The sequence below is a fragment of the Lentzea sp. HUAS TT2 genome (assembly GCF_051853195.1).
Classification (GTDB): Bacteria; Actinomycetota; Actinomycetes; order Mycobacteriales; family Pseudonocardiaceae; genus Lentzea.
The window spans coordinates 4,923,256-4,943,600 of the sequence record NZ_CP196667.1; the positions used below are offsets into that span (position 1 = coordinate 4,923,256).

Annotated in this window: 20 protein-coding genes; 11 read left to right on the forward strand and 9 right to left on the reverse strand. The window is 67.5% G+C overall.

Annotated features, from left to right (window positions below):
• Nucleotides 1–147: 147 nt before the first annotated feature.
• The 3 genes from ACSHWB_RS24755 (at nt 148) to ACSHWB_RS24765 (ending at nt 3,926) form a co-directional block, all read left to right on the forward strand.
• Entirely contained in the window at nt 148–675 is a 528-nt protein-coding gene (locus ACSHWB_RS24755; protein WP_319984297.1) for a sigma-70 family RNA polymerase sigma factor, read from the forward strand.
• 98 nt (nt 676–773) lie between these two features.
• Nucleotides 774–1,151 carry a zf-HC2 domain-containing protein gene (locus ACSHWB_RS24760; RefSeq protein WP_439664364.1) on the forward strand — a complete coding sequence of 126 codons (378 nt, stop codon included), beginning with the start codon at nt 774–776 and terminating at the stop codon, nt 1,149–1,151.
• Between the two features lie 234 nt (nt 1,152–1,385).
• Nucleotides 1,386–3,926, forward strand: coding sequence for a BREX system ATP-binding domain-containing protein (locus ACSHWB_RS24765; protein WP_439664365.1), 2,541 nt, complete (start codon nt 1,386–1,388; stop codon nt 3,924–3,926).
• Here ACSHWB_RS24765 and ACSHWB_RS24770 read toward each other — a convergent pair.
• From ACSHWB_RS24770 to edd, 4 genes are all read right to left on the reverse strand, one after another.
• Nucleotides 3,886–5,121 carry an MFS transporter gene (locus ACSHWB_RS24770; RefSeq protein ID WP_439664366.1) on the reverse strand — a complete coding sequence of 412 codons (1,236 nt, stop codon included), beginning with the start codon at nt 5,119–5,121 and terminating at the stop codon, nt 3,886–3,888. The genes ACSHWB_RS24765 and ACSHWB_RS24770 overlap by 41 nt on opposite strands.
• A complete protein-coding gene (locus tag ACSHWB_RS24775) occupies nt 5,121–7,088 on the reverse strand; it encodes a PEP/pyruvate-binding domain-containing protein (protein WP_439664367.1) in 1,968 nt (655 codons plus the stop codon). Before ACSHWB_RS24775 ends, ACSHWB_RS24770 begins: the two co-directional genes overlap by 1 nt.
• 214 nt (nt 7,089–7,302) lie before the next feature.
• On the reverse strand, nt 7,303–7,926 hold the full coding sequence (eda, locus tag ACSHWB_RS24780) for a bifunctional 4-hydroxy-2-oxoglutarate aldolase/2-dehydro-3-deoxy-phosphogluconate aldolase (protein WP_439664661.1): 624 nt from the start codon (nt 7,924–7,926) through the stop codon (nt 7,303–7,305).
• Nucleotides 7,927–8,418: 492 nt separating this feature from the next.
• Nucleotides 8,419–10,275, reverse strand: coding sequence for a phosphogluconate dehydratase (edd, locus tag ACSHWB_RS24785; protein WP_439664368.1), 1,857 nt, complete (start codon nt 10,273–10,275; stop codon nt 8,419–8,421).
• A 227-nt stretch (nt 10,276–10,502) separates the two neighbouring features.
• Here edd and ACSHWB_RS24790 point away from each other — a divergent pair, with 227 nt between their 5' ends.
• The 4 genes from ACSHWB_RS24790 (at nt 10,503) to ACSHWB_RS24805 (ending at nt 14,266) form a co-directional block, all read left to right on the forward strand.
• A complete protein-coding gene (locus ACSHWB_RS24790; protein WP_093599759.1) occupies nt 10,503–10,793 on the forward strand; it encodes a hypothetical protein in 291 nt (96 codons plus the stop codon).
• Between the two features lie 84 nt (nt 10,794–10,877).
• Nucleotides 10,878–11,642 carry a hypothetical protein gene (locus ACSHWB_RS24795; RefSeq protein ID WP_439664369.1) on the forward strand — a complete coding sequence of 255 codons (765 nt, stop codon included), beginning with the start codon at nt 10,878–10,880 and terminating at the stop codon, nt 11,640–11,642.
• A gap of 9 nt (nt 11,643–11,651) precedes the next feature.
• Complete coding sequence (locus ACSHWB_RS24800; protein WP_439664370.1) at nt 11,652–13,520, forward strand: fumarate reductase/succinate dehydrogenase flavoprotein subunit; 1,869 nt, start codon at nt 11,652–11,654, stop codon at nt 13,518–13,520.
• Nucleotides 13,517–14,266 (forward strand): succinate dehydrogenase/fumarate reductase iron-sulfur subunit, encoded by a 750-nt coding sequence (locus ACSHWB_RS24805; protein WP_439664371.1) that lies wholly within the window; start codon nt 13,517–13,519, stop codon nt 14,264–14,266. The genes ACSHWB_RS24800 and ACSHWB_RS24805 overlap by 4 nt, the downstream gene beginning before the upstream one ends.
• Here the strand turns inward: ACSHWB_RS24805 and ACSHWB_RS24810 are convergent.
• Nucleotides 14,253–14,909, reverse strand: a complete 657-nt coding sequence (locus ACSHWB_RS24810) for a response regulator (protein WP_439664372.1) — start codon at nt 14,907–14,909, stop codon at nt 14,253–14,255. The genes ACSHWB_RS24805 and ACSHWB_RS24810 overlap by 14 nt on opposite strands.
• A 124-nt stretch (nt 14,910–15,033) precedes the next feature.
• On the opposite strand from ACSHWB_RS24810, the gene ACSHWB_RS24815 reads away from it, so the two are divergent.
• The 3 genes from ACSHWB_RS24815 to ACSHWB_RS24825 are packed head-to-tail and all read left to right on the forward strand — an operon-like array spanning nt 15,034 to nt 16,144.
• A complete protein-coding gene (locus tag ACSHWB_RS24815; RefSeq protein WP_439664373.1) occupies nt 15,034–15,309 on the forward strand; it encodes a hypothetical protein in 276 nt (91 codons plus the stop codon).
• 20 nt (nt 15,310–15,329) lie between these two features.
• Nucleotides 15,330–15,695, forward strand: a complete 366-nt coding sequence (locus ACSHWB_RS24820; protein WP_093599744.1) for a hypothetical protein — start codon at nt 15,330–15,332, stop codon at nt 15,693–15,695.
• Nucleotides 15,680–16,144: a hypothetical protein gene (locus ACSHWB_RS24825; RefSeq protein WP_439664374.1), complete on the forward strand. Its 465-nt coding sequence runs from the start codon at nt 15,680–15,682 to the stop codon at nt 16,142–16,144. The genes ACSHWB_RS24820 and ACSHWB_RS24825 overlap by 16 nt, the downstream gene beginning before the upstream one ends.
• A gap of 51 nt (nt 16,145–16,195) precedes the next feature.
• On the opposite strand, the gene ACSHWB_RS24830 is transcribed toward ACSHWB_RS24825, so the two are convergent.
• The 4 genes from ACSHWB_RS24830 to ACSHWB_RS24845 form a co-directional block, all read right to left on the reverse strand.
• Nucleotides 16,196–17,071, reverse strand: coding sequence for an amino acid ABC transporter permease (locus tag ACSHWB_RS24830; RefSeq protein WP_439664375.1), 876 nt, complete (start codon nt 17,069–17,071; stop codon nt 16,196–16,198).
• Nucleotides 17,068–17,715: an amino acid ABC transporter permease gene (locus ACSHWB_RS24835; protein ID WP_439664376.1), complete on the reverse strand. Its 648-nt coding sequence runs from the start codon at nt 17,713–17,715 to the stop codon at nt 17,068–17,070. Before ACSHWB_RS24835 ends, ACSHWB_RS24830 begins: the two co-directional genes overlap by 4 nt.
• A gap of 79 nt (nt 17,716–17,794) precedes the next feature.
• Complete coding sequence (locus ACSHWB_RS24840; RefSeq protein WP_439664377.1) at nt 17,795–18,688, reverse strand: glutamate ABC transporter substrate-binding protein; 894 nt, start codon at nt 18,686–18,688, stop codon at nt 17,795–17,797.
• 40 nt (nt 18,689–18,728) lie between these two features.
• The gene (locus tag ACSHWB_RS24845) at nt 18,729–19,457 is read right to left on the reverse strand and encodes an amino acid ABC transporter ATP-binding protein (RefSeq protein ID WP_177320629.1); all 729 of its coding nucleotides are present in this window, start codon (nt 19,455–19,457) and stop codon (nt 18,729–18,731) included.
• Nucleotides 19,458–19,616: 159 nt separating this feature from the next.
• On the opposite strand from ACSHWB_RS24845, the gene ACSHWB_RS24850 reads away from it, so the two are divergent.
• On the forward strand, nt 19,617–20,291 hold the full coding sequence (locus tag ACSHWB_RS24850) for a response regulator transcription factor (RefSeq protein WP_266042156.1): 675 nt from the start codon (nt 19,617–19,619) through the stop codon (nt 20,289–20,291).
• Nucleotides 20,292–20,345: the final 54 nt, after the last annotated feature.

Here is a 20,345-nt window from a genome sequence, read left to right on the forward strand (position 1 = left end):
GCGAACCATTTGGACTGAATTTACGTACCCGAGAAGATTTCGCGTTCGCGATGTAGTATCTGGAAGATTCCGTGCTCGGCCACCGAGTCGCTGGGACTGCCGCCCGAAGCGAACCCGTCGCCGATATCTGGGGAGGTCGTCAGCTTCATGGTTGATCAGGGCAAGGTCGCACAAGCCCATCAGGACGAAGAATTGCTCACGCTGCTCTACGGGCAGTTCCAGCGGATGCTGTTCTCGCAGGTCCTGTGTCTGACCAACTACGACCGCCAGTGGACGGAAGACGTTGTTCAGGAGACGTTGATCAGGGCTTGGCAGAACTCCGCGCATCTCGTTCGGGAACCGGGGATGTTGCGCGGTTGGCTTTGTACTGTGGCTCGTCGCATTGTGATCGACGGATGGCGCAGCCGTCAGGCGCGTCCGCAGGAAGTCGAATTGTTGCGCCCGGACATCGCCGAATCTCCGGACGACACGGAACAGACACTTTCGGTGATGGTTATTACCGACGTAGTACGCCAATTGAGTGATGAACACCGTTCAGCAATCTACGAAACGTATGTCATGGGCCGGACGGTGAAGGAGGCCGCGATCGTTCTCGGAGTCCCGGAAGGAACCGTCAAGTCCCGGCTGTACAAGGCGATGCACACGATCCGCCGGGCGCTGCAGGACAGGAGCTAGTGATGGTGACCCGTCAACCACATCACGAGCACGCGGGAGCAGGACCAGACCAAGATCAGAGTCAGAACGACAGTCAGAACGACGAGGACCGCACGGTCATGAGCCGGGAGAGCCCGGAGGGACCGTGCGGTGACGTGGCGGCGTATGTACTGGGTGTGCTCGACCCGGCACAGCACGTGACGTTCTCCCGGCACCTAGCCGGGTGTGAAGACTGCCAGCGGGACTCCGCCGACTTCGGCATGTTCACGCCGACGTTGCGGCCGGTGCTGCGGGAGAACCCGCCCGGTCCGCGGCAGCCGTGCTCCATGACGCGCAGCATCCTGCTGGTGGCGGCGGGCGTCGTGGTGGCCATCGCCGCGGTGCTCTCGGTCGTGGAGTCGTGGTCCTCGCAGGGCAGCAACCCCGTCGACCTCGGCACCCTCACGCGTGCCGCGCCCGCTCACGACGAGCGGTTCGCGCTGTTCGAGCGCATGTGAGTCCTGCTGGGCACGCACGAGCAGGCAGGCGAGGCGGAACCATCCGCGCATCAGCCTGGCCAAGATCATCGCTCGCTCCCACTCACAACTGCAAACGGCTCACGGTTCCGTTGACCGTTACCTGTGGGTAAGTTTGCCCGACGACGAAGCGCAGGTCTCTACGGTCGGCACCGAAGGAACACCGAAAACTTCGACCTGCGGTCCTCTCGGTACCGAAGGCAGGGGTAGACAGAGGTGACATCGCCACTTCTCGGCCGGGACGCGGAACTCGCGACTCTCGGACGTTTGCTCGACGACGCGGTCCAAGGAACTGGCTCGTGCGTCGTCGTCACCGGCGGGTTCGGCATCGGCAAGACGGCAGTGCTCGACGCGCTCGCCGCCGAGGCCCGCGAACGCGGCTTCACCGTCCGGCTGGCCAAGAGCGCCCGGCTGGAGAGCCACCTCCCCGGCGCGGTGGTGCGCCAGCTCGCACCGTGTCTCGCGAACGAGCACGACCTGGAAGAGCTGTACGCGCGCGCCGCGAACTCCGCACGCAAGGCGCCGATCCTGATGGTCATCGACGACGTGCACGTCGCCGACACCTTCTCCAAGCGCGCGCTCGCTTACTTGCGCCCGCGGCTGCAGGACATGCAGGTCGTCATCGCGCTCGGCGCGTCCCAGGGCTACCTCGCCACGGACGAGGTCACGCTCCCCGAGATCGCCGGCGCCCATCCGCACCGCATCGACCTCGGCGGACTCGACGTCGTCGCCATCGAACGCCTCACCGACGCCGTTCCCGGACGTGACGCGAAGCGCTGCCACGAGCTCACCGGCGGTAACCCCTACCTGCTCCAAGCCCTGCTGCGCGAGGAAGGAGAGGGGTCGGCCGCCGTCGGCGAGATGATCGGCATGCGGCTGCGCGAGTACACCGGTGCCGCCGAGGTCGCCAGGTCCGCGGCCGTGCTGGACGGCGACGCGGGTCTCGAACTGCTGTCCGCGCTCACCGGATTCGACGCGTTGCCCGCAGTCGACATGCTCGTCCGGCTCGGCGTGCTCGCCGACACCGACCCGCTGACGTTCCGCTATCCGTTCGTGCGCAACAGCATCCTCGCCGACATGCCGATCGCGGTCCGCTCCGCCGCCCACTCCCGCGCCGCCTGGCTGCTGTTCGAGTCGGACGCCCCGGACGAGCGCGTCGCCGAGCACGTGCTGAAGGCCCGATCCGTCCGCTTACCGTGGTCCGTCGACCTTCTGCGCGAGGTCGGCGGCGTTGAGCACCTGGAACGGGCACTCGAGGAACACCTGTCCGAAGAGGACCGTCTTGCGATCGAGGTCGAGCTCGGCCACACGGAACACCTGCAGGACAACGCACTGGGCCGTGACCGGGTGCGTGACGCGATCATGCAGTGCGAGGACCCGAACCTCGCCGCGAACGTCGCGCAGGCGTTGATCCAACGCATGTGCACGGGTTCGGACGCGCACTTCGCCGTCTCCCTCGCGATCATGGTCGTCGCGCGGCTGCTGCCGGAGGACCGCGACAAGGTCTGGAACCTCGTGTGCACCACCTATCTCCTGGCGGCCAACCGCGACGCGCGCATGGCCAACTGTGCCGGCAAGTACTTCGAGGACCTTGTCGGGGACGTCCCGCATGACCCGAACCTCAAACGCGCCCGGTCCGCGCTGCTCGCCGTCGGCAACGCTCGCAGCGGCGACTCGTACACCGAGGCCGTCGAGTACTCGCTCGAAGCCCTCGAAGGCGAGTGGATCGACGTCTTCGGCGCGTCCTACATCTTCACGTTCCTGGTGCCCGTGCTCGGCGACAACCCCGAGCACATCAACAAGTTCTGGCTCTCGCACAGCACCGCGCCGGTCTCCCACGACCCGCACCTGCGCCGCGGGATGCTCAGCATGATCGCCCGCGCCTCCGCCTTCCACAACAGCGGTGACCTGGCCCGCGCGTACACGTTCCTGACGCCACCGGTCTCGACCGGCAACATGGACTGCCCGGCGGTCGTGCTCGCGACCGCGAAGCTGGCCGAGGTCTGCATCGAGATGGGGCAGTTCGACGAGGCAGCCCCGCTGGTCGCCGAAGACGGCAACCTGTTGCAGCACATCAACATCGTCTACGCCCGCGGCCGGCTCAAGCTCGCGTCGTGTCACGCGGAGGGCGGGCTGGAGGACCTGCTGGAGGCGGGCAGGCGACTCGCCGCGCGCGAGATGCCCAACCCCGCCCTGATGGCGTGGCGGCACCACGCCGTGCGCGCGTACCTGGCGCTGGGCAACCGCGACGACGCCGCCCGGCTCGCGCACGAGGAGCTCGACCTGGCGAAGCGGTGGGGTTCCAGGAGGGTGATCGGGACGGCGTTGATGAGCGTCGGCATCAGCACCGACGACATCGACGTCCTCACCGAGGCCGAGCAGCTGCTCGCCTCGTCACCGCACCGGCTGCTGCACGCCCAGTCGTTGTACTGGCTCGGCCACCACCTGCGCCGCAAGGGCCGCGCCGAAGCGGCCGCGACACACCTGCGGCAGTCGTTCGAGCTGGCGCGTCACCTCAGCGCGCACCCGCTGGCCAAGCTCGCGGGCGACGAGGTCCGCGATGAGGACGACCAGGTGCAGGGCCTCACCAAGCAGGAGAACCGGGTCGCGCGGATGGCGGCGCAGGGTCTGACGAACCGGCAGATCGCCGAAGCCCTGCACCTCACCCGGCGCACGGTGGAACTGCACCTGTCGAGCGCCTACCGCAAGCTCGGCATCACGGGACGAGCTGAGCTCGTCGCCGCCTTGTGGTCCTGACGGCGATCAGCAGGCCCGCCAGCAACGCCATCACGATCACGGTGACGACGGACGACAGCACCAGGAACTCGTCGAGCCGCCCACCCGTGAGGTAGGCGCCGAGCGCGATCGCCACGACCGCGCACACGGCACGGTCCATGATGGACTCCATCGACAGAAGCGTTGCACGGTAACGGGAATCCGGGATCGCGTCGTTGAGCAGCTTCTTCTGGATGGGGAAGCTCATGCCCGCCGTCACGGAGAACAGGCACAGCAGCACGATCGTGACGACCCCGCCGGACGGCACGACGAACCCGATCGCCAGCGCCATCACGACGGTCAGCAGGAACACCGACCTGGCCGGTCCGATCCTGCGCGACAGCCGGTGCGGGCGCGCGGCCGCGATCGCCTCGAAGATCGTCATCGCGGCGAGCACCGAGCCGTACCAGGCGACCGGGACGTCCTTCGACTCGAGCACCGGCTGGAACAGGTTCACCTGCAGGATCCGCACCAGCGTGAACATCGCGATGCCCTGGATCATCAGGAGGAGCAGCCAGCGGGACCCCCTGAGCGCTTGGAACGCCCCGCCGACGCCCGCGAGCAGCTTCGACGTCTTGCCCTCCGGTCGTTTCCAGCCCGGAATCGGCGGCAGCTTCAGGGCGAGGACCACCGCGATCGCGGCGTTGACCGCGGTGAGCCAGTAGGGCGAGGACATGTTCCACTGCATCAGCAGGCCGATCACCGGCCAGTACACGATCTTGCCGACCAGGCTGTACGACCGCCCGACTCCCTCGACCTTGAGGTAGAGGTGCCCGGCGTCGTGCGCGTGGAGGTACTCGTACAGGTACGCGCTCTGGGCGCCCGAGATCAGCGACCTGGCCAGCGCGATCAGCAGGAAGTGCACCAGGAACCCGGTGTAGTTCCCCGCGAGCACGGGCACCAGGTTCGCGACGACCAGCACGCTCGCGCCGAGCCACAGCGACGTGCGGTAGTCGAAGCGGTCCGCGACCATGCCGGTCGGGATCTCCATGAGGCAGAACGCGATGTAGTAGATCGACTGGATGCCGAAGATCTCGGCGTCGCTCAGCCCGAGCTGCTTCTGGTACTCGTAGAAGATCGGGATCCACAGCAGCAGCCCGAAGAAGAACTGGAAGCCGTACGTCAGGCGGACGGCACGCGCCACATCCGGAGTCGCCGGTACGCGAAGTCCCAGCATCAGATCGAGTACGGCCGCAGCTGCAGGACGTAGAGGACGTCGTCGGTGGCGAGCCACTCGATGTCGACCGGCGAGTCGAACGTGTAGTCCGGCGAGAAGTGCGCCTGCAGCAACCTGCCGACGATCGCGAGCCGCTGCAGCTGCGCGTGCGCCTTGAGGCCCAGGTCCTCCTTCGCGTCACCGAGCGAGACCGTGCGGCCGCCACCCTCCACAGTGGAGTAGAGGTACTGCATCGGTTGCTTCGAGCCCTCGACGACGTCGGTGACGTTCGGCGAGACGTTGACGTAGACGTTGCGGAAGTCGTTGCGGTTCATGGGGTTCGTGGTGACCATGACCCCGCCGAAGTCGGCCCTGACCTGCTCCTGGATCACCACGCCCATGAAGCAGTCGTCCAGCGAGATGCCCGCCTGCTGCCTCAGCCTGACGCTCCGCGCGGACACGAGCGACGCCCACACCTCCTTGACCGACTCCACGATCTTCTCGGCGCTGGTGACGTGGTTGTACGACTCGTAGATGCCCGCGGCGGAGAAGCCCGCGAGGTCCTCGGCGTTCGACGAGCTGCGCACGACGAAAGTCCGCACGCCCGCGAGGTTCTCGACCAGCGCGGTGTCCAGTTCGGACAGCAGGTAGTCCGGCACGCGCGTCTTGCGGATCAGTTGCTGCAGCTCGACGCACAACGGCTCGACCTCGCGGGCGTTGAGCTCCAGCGCCATCTTCAGCTTGCCGATGGCCTGCTGGATCTTCGGCGACGACTCCAGGAACCCCTGGTGCATCGAAAACGGCACGGCGATGCCGCGCGGCACCCGCACCCGTTCCGCGAGCAGCTGCTGGGCGGCGGCGAGCAGGTCGTCGTCTGCTGCGCGGCCGAGGAGCTTCGCCAGGTAGGGCATCAGGTTGTCGCGCGGCGGCCGCGGCACCGAGAAGAACCCGAGCAGACGGCGCGGCGACTCGGTGGTGAGCACGTGGTGCAGCTCGCCGAGGTTCGCGGCCTTGGTGCCGTAGCGGTGGCTGTCGTTGTAGCGGATCTTGCCGAGGTCGAGGATCGGGTTGTACGTGTGCTCGGGCTCGTCCAGCGTGACGCGCTGGGCGTACCAGGCGGGCCGCTCGCCGGTGTCCTGCGGCTCGTCGATCAGCCGCAGCCCGACCTCGGCACTGCGCGGCGACACCTCGTACTCGACCCACTGGCCGTCCAGGTCCTCCCGGTCGATCAGGTCGAACGCGCCGATCTGGATGGCGTTCGGGATCGACCAGCCGGTCGCGAGAACGTTCGTGTGCGACAGGGGAGTGGTGTGGCTGGCGTTGATGATGCCGGCGAGCCGCGGAATGTCGTCGGGAACGCGGTGCATCACCACGATGTCGAACCACTCGAGCGTGTTCTCCCGGTACTCCTGCTCGCTGCGGAATGCGCGCAACCGGCCCTTGGCGACGCCGGGGTTCAACGCGACGAACTCGGCGGTGGAGAACAATTCGTGCGCCAGGATCCGCGGCAGTCTTTCCACGGGAAGCCCGGCCACCTCCTGTTCCTGGAGGTGGTTGGCCGGCTTGAAGAACAACGGCACCGCAGCATCGACGTTCTCGCGCACCGCGGCGTGGAAGAACTCGATCATGTCCGCCGACATCGTGTCGACCTCGACCGTCTCCAGCGAGAACATCTGCCTGTCCTCGCGCTGGTGCAGCGACAGGATGCCGAGGAAGAACCGCCGGTCAGAGGCGTGGTAGAAGCTGTGGTTGAACTCGTCGATCCGCGCTCGCATCTCGCTTTCGGCGATGCCCAGGATCTCGGTGCCGATGTAGAGCGCGTGGAACTCGTGACGTGCGTTGTTGAGGAAGTGGATCGTCCCGTTGTGCCGGTCGACCACGACCTTGACGAATGAATAACCACCCAGACTGCCGGACAGCTGGTTGAATGCCGACATAGTCAGCTGTTCCCCGACCAACCCCGCCACGTCGGCTTCCTGGACAGCCACATTCGCTCCTCTCGTGCGCCATTGCAACGAGCAAGTGTGACAGTCCGGAGTCAGGCGTTATTCCGGTGAAAATCTCAACTGGCGGCCGTTCGGGTTCACTTTTCTCAAGCCCCCGTCAAGTGGAGACCGGCGTCACCTCCCGTTGGGTGAAGAATCCAACGTGGTGGGACGCCGGTCTCGTGGTGTGAGCCGAACTTCCGGTCCGTGATCTGGGTTACCCGAGCTGGACGGACTCCCTGGCGAGGGTCTCGATGCGGTCCCAGTCGCCGTTGACGAGGGCGTCCTTCGGGGCGAGCCACGAGCCGCCGACGCAGCCGACGTTCGGCAGCGCGAGGTAGCTCGGCGCGCTCTGCGGCGTGATGCCGCCGGTCGGGCAGAACCGCACGTGCGGGACCGGGCCGCCGATCGACTTCAGGTAGTCGACCCCGCCCGCGGCCTCGGCGGGGAAGAACTTCAGCGCAGTCAGCCCGCGCTCGGCCAGCCGCAGCACCTCGGAGACCGTCGCCGCGCCCGGCAGGTACGGCAGCCCGGTCGCGTCGGCGGCGTCGAGCACCCGGTCGGTGGTGCCGGGGGTGACGAGGAACGCCGCCCCGGCCTTCGCCGCCTGCTCCGCGTGCTCCGGGGCCGTGACGGTGCCCGCGCCGATCACGATCTCCGGCACCTCGCGCGCGACGTTCTCGATCGCGGCGAGCGCGGCGGGGGTGCGCAGCGTGAGCTCGATGACGCGAACGCCACCGCGCAGCAGTGCCTGGGCGAGCGGCACCGCGTGGTCGGCGTCGTCGACCACGACGACGGGGATGACGGGCGACAGGCCGAGGAGGTCCGCGCCGGTGGTCACCCGAAGATTGTCACCGTTGGTCACTGCTGCTCTCCTTGCCGGATCTTGGGGCTGTGTTTCTGGGTCGAGTTCTGGCCGGATCTCGGGCCGGAACTCAAGATCGAAAACCGATATATCGCAGGCCGGCCCGTCTCGTCGCCTCGTGCCGGCTGCCGCTGAGCCTGCCCGCTCTTCGTGCCTGCGGCCCTCTCCCGGATGCAAAAAACGTTTGCGGACGAAGTCAAAAGACCCATTGCAAAGGCTTCCTGGCAGGCGGTGGGACGGGTGCGGGGCGGACTGGGCGGTGAGGTCGGCGGGCGGGTGTGACGGATCGTGCGGGCGAGGCCGGGCTGGGTTGGGCTGGTCGTGCGGGCGTGCCGACCGAGCGTGCCGGTCGTGCTGGACCGCCCCTTTGCAATGGGTCCTTTGCGGACGAAGTCCAAAGAGTCATTGCTAAGGGGCAGGTCAGCAGTGGTGCTGGAACCAATATATTGGTGGTGCGCGGGCAACGGGCTAGTGGTGGGTGACGGGGGCGAAGTGGTCGGCCGTGATCGGGCCGAACACCGTGGCACCGCGGTCGGCCGGTCCGACGCTGCGGCGCAGGGCGGCGAACAGCTCGCGGCCAGTGCCCATCCACTCGCGGCTCGTCGGCGGAAAGTCCACCAGCGGGCGCGTCGCCAGCTCCTCCGCGGGCACCTGGACCTCGATAGTCCCGGCAGTGGCGTCGAGCCGGACGACGTCGCCGTCGCGGACCCGGCCGAGCGGGCCGCCGACCGCGGCCTCCGGGGTCAGCTGAATGGCGGCGGGGATCTTGCCCGAGGCGCCGGACATGCGGCCGTCGGTCACCAGGGCGACCTTGTGGCCGCGGTCCATCAGCACGCCGAGGGGTGGCGTCAGCTTGTGCAGTTCGGGCATGCCGTTGGCCTGGGGGCCCTGCTGGCGGACCACCACGACGACGTCGCGGTCGAGCTCGCCCGCCTTGAACGCCTCCTGGAAGGCCTCCTGCGTGGTGAAGACGCGGGCCGGGGCCTCGACGACGTGGTTCTCCGACGCGACGGCCGAGACCTTGATGACCGCGCGGCCCAGGTTGCCGGAGAGCATGCGCAGGCCGCCGTCCGAGGCGAACGGGTCGGTGGCCGGGCGCAGGACCTCGAGGTCCAGGGAGCGGCCGGGGCCGTCGACCCAGATCAGCTCGCCGTCGGCCAGCATCGGCTCCTGGCGGTAGCGGTTGAGGCCGTGGCCCGCGACGGTGTTCACGTCCTCGTGCAGCAGGCCGGAGTCCAGCAGTGTCCCGACGACGAACTGGACGCCGCCGGCCGCCTGGAAGTGGTTGATGTCGGCGCCGCCGTTCGGGTAGACCCGCGCGATCAGCGGCACGACCGCCGACAGGTCGTTGAGGTCGTCCCAGCTCAGCTCGATGCCTGCGGCGGCGGCGATGGCGACCAGGTGCATCGTGTGGTTCGTCGAACCGCCAGTCGCCAGCAGGGCCACGACGCCGTTGACCACGGCCTTCTCGTCGACGACGTGCGCGATCGGGGTGTAGCCCTCACCCTTGGCCATCTCGACGGCGCGGCGGCCGGCGTGCTCGGTCAGGGCGCGGCGCAGGGAGGTCCCCGGCGGGACGAACGAGGCGCCCGGCAGGTGCAGGCCCATGACCTCGACGACCATCTGGTTCGAGTTCGCGGTGCCGTAGAACGTGCAGGTGCCGGGGGAGTGGTACGAGGCGGCCTCGGCCTCCAGCAGGTCCTCGCGGGACGCCTTGCCCTCCGCGTAGAGCTGCCGGACGCGGGCCTTCTCCTTGTTCGACAGGCCGGACGACATCGGGCCCGCGGGCACCAGGATCGACGGCAGGTGGCCGAACGACAGCGCGCCGATCAGCAGACCAGGCACGATCTTGTCGCAGACGCCGAGCAGGACCGCGGCGTCGAACATCTCGTGCGACAGGGCCACGCCGGTCGACATGGCGATGACGTCGCGGCTGAACAGCGACAGCTCCATGCCTTCGCGGCCCTGGGTGATGCCGTCGCACATCGCGGGCACGCCGCCCGCGAACTGGGACACACCGCCGACGGCCCGGACGGCGTCCTTGATCCAGGCCGGGTACTCCTGGAACGGCTGGTGGGCCGACAGCATGTCGTTGTAGGACGACACGATCGCGACGTTGGACTTGCGCAGCGCGCGCAGCGCCGCCTTGTCGCCGCCGGTGATTCCGGCGAAGCCGTGCGCCAGGTTGCTGCACGCGAAGCCGGACCGGGACGTTCCGTCCTGCGCGGCGGCGGCCACGCGTTCGAGGTACACGCGACGCGAATCGGCGCTTCGGGCGGCGATCCGGCGTGTCACCTCTGTCAGAACAGGATGCAGTTCGGTCATGGGGGTCTCCGGGTCATCACGGGCCGTGGTGGGGCCCTTACGAGACGACAACGGTGGCGTCCCACAGACGGGCGTGACGCCACACACAGTAAGTCATGGCTGGTCGCAGACACAAAAACGATTCAGTAGATGGGAGGCGACCAGTTTTGAATCTTGGCGTGTGGTGCTTGTCACATGGCTTGAGATTGGGCAGAGTGCGGGGCACGACCTTGGAACGGAGGTGTCCCATGAACTCCACGGAGATCGTCGAGCTGCGCCGGGTCATCGGCCAGATGCGGCATGCCGTCAGCAACCTGCGCGCCAGGTATGGCGACGTGGCAGCGGTGCAACGCCTGGCCAACGACGTGGAACGCATGGACATCGACGCCACCGAACTCGTCGACCTGAGCACCCCGAGGCAGCGGGAAGCGCCTCAAGTGGAACGCGAGGTCGTGGTCGTGCCCGACACGCCCTACGACGAGTCGCTCTGGAAGGACGCAGACGACGAAGGACTCGGTGGCTACCGCAACCGGACCTGAGCCGAGCTGATCACACGGCCCCCGCCTGACGCGGGGGCCGTATGCGTTCTTCCACAACGACGTGGACCCCCAGAAAGGTGACTGATGGCGAGGGCAGAGATCGCCGCCAGGACTCTGCGCACGGACCGATGGTGGTTGCCGCCGCTGACGACATTCGTCGGCCTGCTGCTCATCTCGATCTACGCGGCGTTCCGCACGTTCCAGGGGGACTACTACTGGGTCGACCAGTACCACTACCTCACACCGATGTACTCGCCGTGCCTCACCGAGGAGTGCGTCCCGGCGGCCTCGCACTTCGGCCAGTGGTTTCCGGCACTGCCCGGCTTCCTGACGCCGCCGCTGCTGATCATCCCGTTCCTGCTGGGATTCCGGATCACCTGTTACTACTACCGCAAGGCCTACTACCGCGCGGCCTGGGCGTCCCCGCCCGCGTGCGCCGTGGCCGAGCCGCACAGCAAGTACACCGGCGAGACCAGGTTCCCGCTCATCGCGCAGAACCTGCACCGCTACTTCTTCTACGCGGCCTCACTCCTGTTGCTGGTCAACATCTACGACGCGGTCTCCGCGTTCAGCACCGGCGTCGGTCTGGGCAACCTGATCCTGCTGGTCAACGTCGGCCTGCTGGGCGCCTACACGCTGTCGTGCCACTCGTGCCGCCACATCGCGGGCGGGCGGCTCAAGCACTTCTCCAAGCACCCGGTCCGGTACTGGATGTGGACGCAGATCTCGAAGCTCAACAACCGGCACATGCAGCTCGCGTGGGCCTCGCTGATCTTCGTCTGCCTGACGGACCTGTACGTCGCGCTGGTCGCCTCGGAAACGATCTCCGACCTCCGCTTCATCAACTGAGGAGTGGTTTTGCCCGAGCTGGAAAGGCATTCGTTCGACGTTCTCGTGATCGGCGCTGGTGGTGCCGGTCTGCGTGCCGCGATCGAGGCCCGTGAGCACGGCCTGCGCACCGCCGTTCTCTGCAAGTCGTTGTTCGGCAAGGCACACACCGTCATGGCCGAGGGCGGCATCGCCGCCGCCATGGGCAACGCGAACGAGAGCGACAACTGGCAGGTCCACTTCCGCGACACCATGCGCGGCGGCAAGTTCCTGAACAACTGGCGCATGGCCGAGCTGCACGCACAGGAGGCGCCGCAACGGGTCTGGGAGCTGGAGACCTACGGCGCGCTGTTCGACCGCACCAAGGACGGCCGGATCTCGCAACGCAACTTCGGCGGCCACGAGTACCCGCGTCTCGCGCACGTCGGCGACCGCACCGGGCTCGAGCTGATCCGCACGTTGCAGCAGAAGATCGTGTCGTTGCAGCAGGAGGACTTCAAGGAGTTCGGCGACTACGACGCCCGCCTGCGGGTGTTCCAGGAGTTCACCGTCACCGACCTCGTCAAGGACGGGGACCGGATCGCCGGCGCGTTCGGCTACTGGCGCGAGTCCGGCCGGTTCGTGCTCTTCGAGGCACCGGCGGTGATCCTCGCGACCGGCGGCATCGGCAAGTCGTTCAAGGTCACCTCGAACTCCTGGGAGTACACCGGCGACGGCCACGCGCTCGCGATGCGCGCGGGTGCCTCGCTGATCAACATGGAGTTCATCCAGTTCCACCCCACCGGGATGGTCTGGCCGCCGTCCGTCAAGGGCATCCTCGTCACCGAGTCCGTCCGCGGTGACGGTGGCGTGCTGCGCAACTCCGACGGCAAGCGCTTCATGTTCGACTACATCCCCGAGGTGTTCAAGGACAAGTACGCCGACAACGAGGCGGAAGCCGACCGCTGGTACGCCGATCAGGCGAACAACCGGCGCCCACCGGAGCTGCTGCCGCGCGACGAGGTCGCCCGCGCGATCAACTCCGAGGTCAAGGCGGGGCGCGGGTCACCGCACGGCGGCGTCTTCCTCGACGTGTCGACGCGGCTGCCCGCCGAGGAGATCCGCCGCCGGCTGCCGTCCATGCACCACCAGTTCAAGGAACTGGCCGATGTGGACATCACCGCGCAGCCGATGGAGGTAGGCCCGACCTGTCACTACGTGATGGGCGGTGTCGAGGTCGACCCGGACACCGGATCCTCTTCGGTGCCAGGGCTCTACGCGGCCGGTGAGGTCTCCGGCGGCATGCACGGCTCGAACCGGCTGGGCGGCAACTCGTTGTCGGACCTGCTCGTCTTCGGACGGCGGGCCGGCGCTGGAGCCGCGGAGTACGTGCGGGCCATGGCCGAACGCCCTGTGGTGGCCGAGGACATCGTCACCGAGGCACGGGCCACGGCGCTCAAGCCCTTCCAGCAGGAAGGCGGCGAGAACCCGTACACGCTGCACATGGAGCTGCAGCAGTCGATGAACGACCTCGTCGGCATCATCCGCAAGGCCGGCGAGATGGAAGAAGCGTTGCAACGGCTGGAGAAGCTCAAGGAACGCGCGCAGTCGCTGACCGTCGAGGGCCACCAGCAGTTCAACCCCGGCTGGCACCTCGCACTCGACCTGCGCAACATGCTGCTGGTGTCGGAGTGCGTGGCGAAGGCGGCGCTGCTGCGCACCGAGTCCCGCGGTGGCCACACCCGCGACGACCATCCCGTGATGGACGCCGAGTGGCGGCGGAAGCTGCTGGTGTGCACGGCATCCGGTGACCACGCCGAGGTGACGGAGAAACCGCAGATCCCGATCCGCAACGACCTGCTTGACCTGTTCGACCGCAGCGAGCTGGAGAAGTACCTCACCGCCGAGGAGTTGTCATGAGCTACCAGGGGAAGTTCCGGGTGTGGCGCGGTGACGACTCCGGCGGCTCGCTGGAGGACTTCACCGTCGAGGTCAACGAGGGTGAGGTCGTCCTCGACATCATCCACCGGCTGCAGGCCACGCAGGCCCCGGACCTCGCGGTGCGGTGGAACTGCAAGGCCGGCAAGTGCGGCTCGTGCTCCGCGGAGATCAACGGACGCCCGCGACTGCTGTGCATGACCCGGATGTCGATCTTCCAGGAGTCGGAGACGATCACGGTCACGCCGATGCGGACGTTCCCGATCATCCGCGACCTCGTGACCGACGTGTCCTTCAACTACGCCAAGGCGCGCGAGGTCCCGTCGTTCGCGCCGCCGAAGGACCTGGCGCCGGGCGAGTACCGGATGCAGCAGGTCGACGTCGAGCGCTCGCAGGAGTTCCGCAAGTGCATCGAGTGCTTCCTGTGCCAGAACACCTGCCACGTGGTGCGTGACCACGAGGAGAACAAGGAGGCGTTCTCGGGGCCCCGGTTCCTCATGCGGGTCGCCGAGCTGGAGATGCACCCGCTCGACACCGCGGACCGCGTCGACCAGGCGCAGGACGACCACGGGCTCGGCCTGTGCAACATCACCAAATGCTGCACCGAGGTGTGCCCCGAGCACATCCACATCACCGACAACGCGCTCATCCCCATGAAGGAGCGCGTCGCCGACCGCAAGTACGACCCGGTCGTCTGGCTCGGCAACAAGCTGTTCAAGCGGTCTTAGCGACGATCTGCGGGATGACCAGCCCGGACTCGTAGGCCATCACCACGGCCTGAGCCCGGCTGGTCAGCCGCAGCTTCGTCATCACGCGGTTGAGGTGCGTCTTCACCGTGCCCTCCGTGACCGTCAGCCTGGTCGCGATCGCCGTGTTCGTCAGGCCGGTGCCGACGAGCCGGAGCACCTCGCGTTCGCGGTCCGTGAGCTCGTCCAGCCCGACCGAACCCCACGGGGAGACGGCCGTGTCGCCCCTCAGATAGGCCGCCACGAGCCGGCGCATCACGGTGGGGCTGAACTGCATCTCACCCGAGGCGACCGCGGTGATGGCGGCGATCAGGCGCGCGGGTTCGGACTCCTTCAGCACGAACCCGGCCGCGCCCAGCCGCAACGCCTCGTGGACGTACTCGTCCAGGTCGAAGGTGGTCAGCACCAGCACCCGCGCGGACGTCGCGACGCGGGTGAGCGCGGCGAGGCCGGGCAGGCGGATGTCCAGCAGGATCACGTCCGGCCGCGACGACTGCGCCAAAGCACAGGCGGTGTCGCCGTCCCCGGCCTCGCCGACGACGGTCAGATCGGGTGAAGCGTTCAGCAAGGCAACCAGACCCGCGCGGAACAACGGCTGGTCGTCGACTACGAGTACGCGCGTCACAATGCCCTCATTCTTGTGACGTCACCGCGGTAGATCCCCCACCAGGAGCGTACCGCGAAAGTTGACGGGAGATCCACTCTTCGTGAGACGACCCGGTTCCGCTGACGTCGATACGTTCCGCGCCATGCGCACCGCATCGGCCGACCTGCTCGCCGTCCGCACGATCACCGTCGACGGTTCCGACGTCTACCTCCGGGTCACGGCCAGCCCCGTCGACCTGGAGATCCGGTGGTACCGCGACGGCGACCACCGGATCGCGGGCAGCCCCGTGCTGTTCCCGGCGGGGGACCGGTCGCGCCGGCTGCTCGGCACGAACTTCCGCGCGGGCACCACGTTCTGCCTCGGCGTCGTCGGGGAGGCCCGGCAGGACTGGTGCGGTGTCGTCGACTGGAACGTCTGACCTTCCGAAGGGGACTCTCGATGAAACGCGCTCTCGCCGGTCTGCTCGCCGTGGGCTTCGCGATGCTGTCGGCGACGCCGGCCCAGGCGGCGTCGACGACGATCACGGTGCCGTTCAAGGAGAACCAGATCACCTGGTTCACCACCGCCCGCACGATCACTGTCGCGGGATCGAACATCGACGCCCAGGTCGCGCTGGGCGGTGTCATGCAGCTCGCCTGGTACAAGTGCGGCGACCGCAACACCCGCGGCGCGTTCGTGCGGATGGAGGAGACCCGCAAGCACGTCGGCACGAACTTCAAGGCGGGCACCAAGTTCTGCCTCGCCTCGAACAGCCCCTACACCTCGGGCACCGTCGGAGGAACGCTGTGGTGGAGCGGAAACTGACCGGACTGCTCGCGCTCGCCCTGCTGGCCGGCTGCGCGGCACCCCCGGCACAACCCCGGCTCGTCGATCAACAGCGGTACACGCAGGACATGCGGGACGGCTCCGCGAGGTTCACCTGGCCGGACGGCCGGAACCCGGATCTCGGCGTGCTCGCGGAGAAGTCGGGACCAGGCCCGGACAAGGCGCCGGCCGGCAGCGAGCGGATCGTCCTGGAGATCACCAACTCCTGCGCCTGGTACCTCGGCTGGCAGGACGCGCGCCAGCGTGGCGACCAGGCGGCGGCGAGCAAGGCGCTGAAGGTGATGGACGAGGTGCTGCCGAAGTTCTCACCCGAGGACCCCGACGGGCAGCGCTACGCCCGGGAGACCGCCGCGAAGGCCCGGCAGGGCGACGGTTCGCTGGCCGCGGACTACGTGACGAACAACTGCGAGTCCGTGCTCTGGAAATGACGAACGGGGCGTGTCCGATGTGGACACGCCCCGTTTTGTTCCAGAGCACCGTCAGCCCGCGGCGGAGGCGTCCATCAGGACGGGCTTCTCCACGTCGGGGTTGTCGGTCTTGATGACCTTCTTGTTGCGGCGGTTGCGCTTCTCCAGGTACGTGGCGAGCCACGTCAGCAACAGGCACAGTCCGATGTAGACCAGGGCGACCACGATCATCACCGGGATCATCGGACGGCCGAAGTTGACCGCGTCACCACCGATGCGCGTACCCCACCGCAGCAGCTCCTCGAACGTGATGAGGAAGCCGAGCGCGGTGTCCTTCAACAGCACGACGAGCTGGCTGATGATGGTCGGCAGCATCGCCCGCAACGCCTGCGGCAGCAGCACGAACGTCATCACCTGCGTCTTGCGCATGCCCAGTGCGTACGCGGCCTCGCTCTGGCCCTTCGGCAGCGAGTTGATGCCCGCGCGGAAGATCTCCGCGAGCACCGAGCCGTTGTAGAGCATCAGGCTGATCACGACGGCCGTGAAGGCGCTCAGCTTCACCCCGGCCACGGGAAGGCCGTAGTAGAAGAAGAACATCATGATCACGAGCGGGATCGCGCGGAAGACCTCGACGATCACCGCCGCGGGTGCGCGCACCCAGCCGTGGTCGGACAGCCGCGCCGCCGCGAAGATCGCGCCGAACACGAGTGCCAGCACCGCGCCGACGGCGAACGCGGACAGCGTGTTGCCGATCGCCTCGACGAGCGAGAGCTGGATCTGCTTGTAGTTGATCCAGTCGAGCCTGCGGGCGGTGAACTGGTCGGTGACGATGAACCGCATCACCACGTACACCAGCGCCGCTGCCACCGCCGCGATGCCGACGACGGCCATGATCTTGTGACGGACGCGGGCCTTCGGACCCGGGACGTCGAACAGCACCATGCTCATCGGGCCACGCTCCACCGCTTCTCGAAGACCTGCTGGACGTACGTCAGGGGCATCACCAGGATGACGAACCCGAGTGCGACCCACAGGAGTCCGATGAGGACGTTGTCACCCTGATCCGCCAGCTGCTCGCGGATGTTGCCCGCCTGCACGACGGCGAAGCCGGACGCGACCGTCGTGTTCTTCAGCAGTGCGATCATCGTGCTCGTCATCGGCGGCACGACCGAGCGCAACGCCTGCGGCAGCACCACGTTGCCGAGCATCTGCGTGAACGTGAGACCGAGCGCGCGGGAGGCCTCGGCCTGCCCGACCGGCACCGTGTTGATGCCCGAACGCACGACCTCGCAGACGAAAGCCGCCGTGTAGAGCGACAGCGACACCACCGCGGCGGTGTACGGCTCGATCTTCAGGATGTCCAGCAGCGGGTACGCGAACACGAAGAACACGAAGACCAGCGTCAGCGGCGTGTTGCGCACGACCGTCACGTACGTCGTGCCGACGCCGCGGAACACCGGCACCGGGCTGACCCTCAGTGCCGCGAGGAGCGTGCCCAGCACCAGCGACAGCACCGCGGAGACCGCGAAGAGCTGGAGCGTCTGGCCAAAAGCGCGCAGGAACAGATCTAGGTTGTTGGTGAGGACGCTCATCGGTTTCCTTGCCGTCCGTCCGCCTTCAAAGGAACGGCCGGCGGACCCACGCGGGATCCACCGGCCACGTGAGGAACCGTCAGTACCTGTCGATCTTCGGCTTCTCGGCGGACGAGCCGGACTTGCCCAGCGTGCCGTCGTAGATCTTCTGCCACGAGCCGTCGTCCAGCGAGGCCTGCAGGACGTCGTTCACCTTGTCGCGCAGGGCCTTGTCGTCCTTCGGCAGGCCGATGCCGTAAGGCTCGCTGGAGAACGTCTTGCCGACGACCTTCAGCTTGCCCTCCTCGGCGGCGGCGTAGCCCTTGAGGATCGCGTCGTCCGTGGTGACCGCGTCGACCTCACCGTTGAGGAGCTTGGTGACGCACTGCGAGTAGCCCTGGAACTCGAGGACGTTGCCTTCCTCGGTCAGCTTCTCGTCCTTGATGCGCTTGGCCGGCGTGGAGCCGGTCACCGAGCACACCTTCTTGCCCTTGAGGGTGTCCTTGCCGGTGATCGACGTGTTGTCGGCCTTGATCAGGAGGTCCTGACCGGCGACGAAGTACGGTCCGGCGAACGAGACCTTCTCCTTGCGGCCGGCGTTGATCGTGTAGGTGCCGACGTAGTAGTCGACGTCACCGTTGATCAGCGCCTGCTCGCGGGCCGCGGACTGGATCGTCTTGAACTGGATCTTCGTCTCGGGGTCGAAGCCCAGCTTCGCGGCGATCAGGCGCGCGATGTCGATGTCGAAGCCGCTGTACTTGTTCGTCGTCGGGTCCTTGTAGCCCAGACCCGGCTGGTCCTCCTTGACGCCGACGATGAGCTCGCCGCGCGCCTTGATCTTCTCGAACGTGGGCGAGCCGTCGACCTTGACGTCCTTGGCGACCTCGAAGAGGCCGGCGGGCGCCGGCTGGTCGGTCGGGCTGCCCTCCTTGCCACACGCGGTCAGGGCCAGTGCGCCCGTCAGCAGCACCGCCGCAAGGGTGCGAACCCTCATCGTCCTTCTCCTGCCATTCGTTCGAAACGTGGGCTGACTACTAGTGAGTCAGGATCTTGCCAAGGAAGTCCTTCGCGCGGTTGGACTTCGGCGCCGAGAAGAACGCTTCCGGGGTGGAATCCTCGACGACCTCGCCGTCGGACATGAAGATCACCCGGTCCGCGGCCTTGCGGGCGAAGCCCATCTCGTGCGTGACGACCAGCATCGTCATCCCGTCCTTGGCCAGGCCCGTCATGACGTCCAGAACCTCCTGGACCATCTCCGGGTCGAGCGCGGACGTGGGCTCGTCGAACAGCATCACCTTGGGCTTCATGGCGAGCGCGCGGGCGATCGCCGCACGCTGCTGCTGTCCACCTGAGAGCTGGGCGGGGAACTTGTCCGCCTGGTTGGCGATCCCGACCCGCTCGAGCAGTTCCATCGCGGTCTTGCGCGCGTCGGCGGCCGGGGTCTTGCGGACCTTCACCGGTGCGAGCATCACGTTCTCGACGATGGTCTTGTGTGCGAAAAGGTTAAAAGATTGGAACACCATGCCGACATCGGCGCGCAGGCGAGCCAGTTCTTTTCCTTCGGCGGGAAGTGGCTGCCCGTCGACCTCGATGACGCCGGAGTCGATCGGCTCGAGGCGGTTGATGGTCCGGCACAGGGTCGACTTGCCGGAACCCGACGGCCCCAGCACGACCACGACCTGCCCCTTCGGCACTTCCAGTTGCACGTTCTTGAGCACGTGCAACGGGCCGAAGAACTTGTCCACACCCGCCACACGAATCATCGGCGGTGCAGAGGCGGCAGTCATCCAGTCCTCCATTGGGGGTCGTCGGCGTTGGCGGAAACCTAGGTGTCCGCCACCACACCAGTCCAGGACATTGAGCAAGACTTAGGGTCTCAACTCTGTCACAGGCAGACATCGGTTGCCCGGGAGGTAGCGAAAGTGCGCGTGCTGCTCGTCGAGGACGACGACAGGGTCGCAGAGGCCTTGGTCCCAGCCCTGACCAGACGGGGTTTCCACGTGGACCGGCAGGCCACGGGCCGCGGCACGCTCGACCGCCTCGCCGGCGTCGACGTGGTGCTGCTCGACCTCGGCCTGCCCGACATGGACGGTGTGACGCTGTGCCGCGCCATCAGGGCCGCGTCGGACGTCGCGATCATCGTGGTGTCCGCGAGAGGGGAGATCGACGACCGGATCCTCGGCCTGCACGCCGGGGCCGACGACTACCTCGTGAAGCCTTACGACGTGGGGGAACTCGTCGCGCGGGTGCACGCCGTGCGCCGTCGCCGCGGTGCCGACCCCGTCGGTGTGGGCGCGGTGTCCACGGAGGTGTTCGAGACCGGCGACGTGCGGGTCGACCTGGGGCGCCACGAGGTCACGGTCGCGGGGGAGTCGGTCGCCCTGTCGCGCAAGGAGTTCCAGGTGCTCGCGCTGGTGATGGCCGCGGGTGGCGCGGTGTGCACGCGCGAGAGGATCCTCGCCGAGGTGTGGGGCCGCACGTGGTCCGGCGCGAACCGGACGCTCGACGTGCACGTCGCCACGCTGAGGACGAAGCTCGGACGGCCGTCGTTGCTGGAGACCGTGCGCGGCGTCGGATACCGGCTGGGGCAGGTGTGATCTCGATTGGGTGATCTTTCGTCGGCGTGTCGCGATCGGGTGGGGTGACGGCCT